A 5,529-nucleotide genomic window follows, 5' to 3' on the forward strand; every position below is an offset into this window, starting at 1 on the left:
CCAAAAAGTATTGATAAATCTGCCCGAACATATCCCCCGTCGCATCGGCGGGAATATCTGAGAAATTCTTCAGTAACCGCTTGGGAATGCTTTTATCCTTATCGCTCACCAACCGGAAATACTCATCTTGGGGCAATATCCCCTGGAGTTCTGGCTTATATTTCTCGATCGATCCCATCGCCGCCTTCAATGCCTGAGCGATGTTTTCTTCCTCTGGCAGAGTCAACAAATAGTCATACCGCGCATCATCCGGCAGATAGAACCCACACTTCTCTAGAGCTATCTCCGCGATCGACTTTTCCCGTCGTCCCCCTAATAGCTTGTCATACTCCGCCTGAATCTCCACCTCATACTGACGATATTTATTGTCAGCAAACTTGAGGAAGATCAGCCCCAATACAGGCGTGGCATACTCACTCGATTTTAAATCGGAGTTTGCCCGCAGCGTGTCGGCACTCTGCCACAGATTCGCTTCTAATTTTTTCAGTTCGGCTGGAGTCAAAGTCTTAGAGTCTCAGTAGGGAGCGGGGACTCTATATTTTATCGGATTTTGAGGCGATCGCCGCACTTAGTTAGAGTCTCAAGATTTCGATCGGCAAACTATGAAATTTTGGCGTAGCCTGGTGAACGATCGTCATACAAGGGTTTTAGCGATCCGGTATTCACCTGATATAATTGGTGTGTAATGGATAGATCCTCTACCCTATGTTCACTGCTGAAGTCTTCCAAAATCCCTACCTCCCCCAAGGTGCTAGAGAAGTAAATGCCATCATGACAATTACCACTAGTGCGGATGGGGTGGCAGTTGCAGCACACAGTCCGCGCTTATTCGGGATTATTTGCGATACATCTGGATCGATGGGTGGTGCCAAAATGATTGCCACCAAAGATGCGATCGTTAAAATCATCGATCTTATCCCCACCGATGCCGCATTTTTCGTCGTCACCGGATCGAGTCGTGCCAAATTACTCATTCCACTGGTTAACGCCATCCCGGAGAATAAACTGCGTGCCATTGCTCAAGTTAAAGAAATTTCCGCAGGTGGCGGGACATTAATGTCTACCTGGCTGCATACAGCTTTGGGAGAATTTGCCAAAATGCCCCAAGCAATTTGTCAAGCTCTATTACTCACCGACGGACAAAACGATCCGAATGATGAGGAAGATTTAGTGCGGGTTTTGGAGGCATCTGAAGGTAGCTTTCAGTGCGATTGTCGCGGTGTGGGGACAGATTGGCGCGTCGCCGAACTCCAGAAAATTGCGGCTAAATTATTAGGTACGACAGATATTATCTCATCACCCGATCGGATTGCCGATGATTTCCAAGCAATTCTGGCTGAAGCGATGGGCAAAACTGTCAGCGATGTCAGCCTGAGATTGTGGACGCCGATGGGTGCGAAAGTGTTATTTTGCAAGCAAGTCAGTCCCGAAATCGTCGATGTCACCAGTCGCGCTAAAGTCGTCAGCGAGCGGATTGTCGAATATCCGACAGGTGCATGGGGGAATAATGAATCTCGCGATTATCACTTCTGCATCCAGATAAATGCGGGGAATGTTGGCGATGAAATGTTGGCGGGTAGAGCGAGTCTGATAACCCAAACTAACGGAGTCGAAACCAAAATAACCGAAGCCAAAATCCTCGCTACCTGGACAGAAGACGAAGCCAAAACCGCCAAGATCGATCGTCGCGTCGCTCACTATACCGGACAAGCAGAACTCGCCCAATCCATCCAAGAAGGCTTGGAAGCCAGAGCGCAAGGTAACATCGAAGTAGCGACAGTCAAACTAGGTAAAGCCGTCAAACTCGCCCACGACTCCGGTAACGAAGCCACCGCCAAACTCCTCCGTTCCGTCGTCGATGTCGAAGACGCCGCTGCCGGGACTGTCAGAATCAAACGCACGGTGGCTAAAGAAGACGAAATGATGTTAGAGACTCGATCGACCAAAACGGCTAGAATCCAGAAGTAGGGGATAGGGAATAGGGAATAGGGAATAGGGAATAGGTTTTGGAACTGCGTTCCAAGTTACTCTCCTTTATATTTCTCACCCACCTCTACCCTATCCCCTCTACCCTATTCCCTATCCCCTATTCCCTATTCCCTAAATGTACACTTGTCCCAAAGGTCACAACTCAACAGAAGCAGATTTTTGCTCGGAATGTGGGGCAAAAATTACTGGATTGGGGATTGCCGAACTCGTCTCGAATCCCACCAATAAAACCACCGCGACTGTCAGCCAATCGGTAGCCGTCCAACATTGCCCCGATTGTAGTACTCCCCACCAGGCTGATAGTGGTAACTTTTGTGAGATTTGCGGTTTTAACTTCCTCACAGGTGCCAAAGGTGGCGATCCATTATTCAATTTTCCACCACCGATTCGTTGGCGTAGCCTCTCGGAACGAGAATCGAGCATCAATACTACAGCCACCGCTCCTACCCAACCACCAAACCCACCCGCTAATCCCTCAAATCCGGCTCCTAACGCTATCAGTCGCTGGCAAGTAGTCATCTCGATCGATCCGAGTTTAGCCACCCCCACCAGCCCCACAGCCCCCACTCAAGCCCCGATTGTCATTGAGTTATCCCAGCCTACCAATCTGATCGGACGTACCAGTGTCGCTCGTGCTATTCACCCTGAGATTCCCCTAGATCTGGATGATGCTGTCTCTTCCCGTCATGCCATTCTCACTCTCCATCCCAATGGGACTCTCATCATTAGGGATATCGGTTCGTCAAATGGCACGCTGGTAAATGGTAAAGAAATTGCAGTCATGGCAGATATTTCGATCGCGTCTGGCGATGAAATTACCCTCGGACATTGGACGCGAATTAAGGTAACTGCTGTGTAGTAATTAAGATTGGGTAGCTTAAATACAGTACATAATTTGATAAGTAACAAGGTTTAAAATCTATGAATCCATTAATCAGACAAGGCGACGTCCTCATCATTCCTAGCAACACATCCGCCACAGGTACCAAACTTCCCCACCTCACTCTCGCTGAAGGTGAAGTCACCGGACACCGCCACCGAATTAGCAACGGTGAAGCCGAATTATTCGATCGAGATGGCATACTATATCTCAAAGTTTTATCCCCGACTGCGATCCTCACCCACGAGGAACATGCCGCCGTAACTATTCCCCAAGGCAATTGGGAAATCCGGATTCAACGCGAATATGCTCCTGAAGGGTGGCGATATGTAGCTGATTAGAATATCAACTTGCAATGGTGCTTTTTACCAATGAAACAAGCAAGGTTAGACGAAATAATCGAACGGGCTAAATTCGATCGACGGGCACCATTATATTTACGATATTGTCGAATAACATCCTTGCCGGAAAGTATTGGGAACCTCGTTAATTTAACTCACCTATATCTGTCGGGAAATCAGTTAACTAGCCTGCCGGAGAGTATTGGAAACCTCTTTAATTTAACTCACCTATGTCTGTCGGGAAATCAGCTAACTAGCCTGCCGGAAAGTATCGGCAATCTTGTTAATTTAACTCACCTACATCTGGAAGAAAATCAGCTAACCAGCCTGCCAGAAAGTATTGTAAATCTCGTTAATTTAATTTACCTACATCTGGAAAGGAATAAGCTAGCCAGTCTGCCAGAGAGTATCGGCAATCTCGTTAATTTAGTCCACATATATCTGTGTGAAAATCAGTTAAGCAGCCTGCCAGAAAGTATCGGTAATCTTGGTGATTTAACTCATCTGAACCTGGAAGAAAATTATCTAAATAGCCTGCCGAAAAACATCGATAATCTCGTTAGTTTAACTTACCTAAACCTAGGACAAAATGAGCTAGCCAGCCTGCCAGAGAGTATCGGCAATCTTGTTAATTTAACAAACATAGAGCCGAGAGAAAATCAGCTAATCAGCCTGCCAGAAAGTATCAAAAATCTCTCTAATTTGAATCGGATAGATTTTACTGGAAATCCATTAATAGATTTGTCAATTCTCAAAACTGCGCGTAATCTTAAAACTGTCCGTTTGTTTGATGTGGATCTCTCCCGTCGATATTGGACTAAATTGAGCGAGTGGAAATCTGAATGGTTATTAATTGAAAATAATGCTGAAGTTAGACGTGCATTAATCGCACAAATAGGTTATAAAAAAATCTGTGATGAACTAGGTGCAATTATAGTTAATACTTGGCGAGAATATACCTTGTTAAAAATTGATGGAGTAGATCGATTTAATCAGTGGGATGAAGATGGAGAAACATTGCAGGAGATTGTCGAACCGATGATTCTGCTCAAGATGACTTGCCCATCAACACAGCACATTCATATTCTCCGAGTACCGCCAGAGATGACGAGTGCAGAAGCCGCAATTATATGGGTAAATCATGGCATTCATCCAGACAAATTTGCAGTGCAAACTTAAAATTAAGCCGAAACCCCAAAGCTCTTAATTTGCCAAGGTTTGACGATTCTTGTTCCGAGAGGCTGCGCCAACGGATCTAAAATTGGTTCTTCGAGGATATTCAACTCTCGATCGATCCCTAGATCCAGATCGCCAGTCAACTCAATTTCTCCCTCAACTCCATGACACTCATAACACCGTAATACCCACGATCGATCTAAAGTTTCTGAAGGTTTGAATGCCATCAAAACTAGGTTTTCAGCCTGTAAATCGATGAGACTACTAACAGGTTCTAAGTCTTTACTGATATCTACTTTAGGCTGGGGAACTAGTTGCACTACCTGAAACGGTGAATTAAGTTCCAATCCCTTTCGCACTGTCTGAGCGGCTTGCCAAGTACCGCTGTGGGGATAAATTGCATAGGTAAACTCATGGTAGCCGCGATCGGCACTCGGATCTGGCCATTTAGGACTGCGGAGTAATGTGAGTCTCAAATAATCTACTCCAGCATCGAAACCATATTTACTATCATTCAAGATACTCACTCCATACTCGCCACTATTATCGGTAAGATCTACCCAGCGGTGCATGGGTAATTCCCATTTAGCTCGCTCGGCGGCGGTTTCGGGTTTGGTAGTACGATCGATCGCACCGCAGGCAGTTTCGGCGGTGGATCGATCGGCGGTAAGATTGAGGGGGAAGTTGGCTTTGATTAAGACATGTTCTGTTTGCCAATCGACGCTGGTTTTAATTTGAACGATCGGGCTATGAGCATCTAAGATATAGTCTTGCGTAAATTCACATCCCGCTAGTTCTCGCACGACGCGGACGCGCTGGCGAATGGCACCGTTTTCGAGCCAGCGGATCGATTTTAGCTGGCTGGGTGGTAATTGTTTTTCGGCATATTTAGGATCGATATTCCAAGCATCCCAATATTGTTCGCCGTCTTGGAAAGCTTGGAGGTGATTCGCGCCTGTAGATGTGAGGATGTGGCGGTAGTTGAGTCGATCGTAAATGCTGGCAATATCTCCGGTTTCGGGGTTGATGGCTACTTCTACGAATTGGTTTTTAAAAATAAAATCGCTAGAAGCTAGTGTTTCCGTAGAGGTTGTTAGAGTTGCTGCGGAGATCTCTACCCCCCCAACCCCCCTTATAACGGGG

Annotated in this window: 6 protein-coding genes; 4 read left to right on the forward strand and 2 right to left on the reverse strand. The window is 46.2% G+C overall.

Annotation, left to right across the window (positions count from 1 at the left end; genetic code table 11):
- Positions 1-502: type I restriction-modification system subunit M N-terminal domain-containing protein (locus RMO35_RS04135; RefSeq protein WP_309738749.1), on the reverse strand; the 502-nt coding region annotated here is incomplete at its 3' end.
- 203 nt (positions 503-705) lie between these two features.
- Here RMO35_RS04135 and RMO35_RS04140 point away from each other — a divergent pair.
- The 4 genes from RMO35_RS04140 to RMO35_RS04155 all read left to right on the forward strand — a co-directional run bounded on the left by RMO35_RS04140 (position 706) and on the right by RMO35_RS04155 (position 4,389).
- Positions 706-1,968, forward strand: a complete 1,263-nt coding sequence (locus RMO35_RS04140) for a VWA domain-containing protein (protein ID WP_309738750.1) — start codon at positions 706-708, stop codon at positions 1,966-1,968.
- Between the two features lie 136 nt (positions 1,969-2,104).
- On the forward strand, positions 2,105-2,848 hold the full coding sequence (locus tag RMO35_RS04145; RefSeq protein ID WP_309738751.1) for an FHA domain-containing protein: 744 nt from the start codon (positions 2,105-2,107) through the stop codon (positions 2,846-2,848).
- 62 nt (positions 2,849-2,910) lie between these two features.
- On the forward strand, positions 2,911-3,210 hold the full coding sequence (locus RMO35_RS04150) for a hypothetical protein (protein WP_309738752.1): 300 nt from the start codon (positions 2,911-2,913) through the stop codon (positions 3,208-3,210).
- A 30-nt stretch (positions 3,211-3,240) separates the two neighbouring features.
- Positions 3,241-4,389 (forward strand): leucine-rich repeat domain-containing protein, encoded by a 1,149-nt coding sequence (locus RMO35_RS04155; RefSeq protein ID WP_309738753.1) that lies wholly within the window; start codon positions 3,241-3,243, stop codon positions 4,387-4,389.
- Between the two features lie 2 nt (positions 4,390-4,391).
- Here RMO35_RS04155 and RMO35_RS04160 read toward each other — a convergent pair.
- Positions 4,392-5,529 (reverse strand): glycoside hydrolase family 38 C-terminal domain-containing protein (locus tag RMO35_RS04160; RefSeq protein WP_309738755.1); only part of this gene is annotated, 1,138 nt, incomplete at its 5' end.

The sequence above is a fragment of the Chamaesiphon sp. OTE_20_metabat_361 genome, from assembly GCF_031364565.1.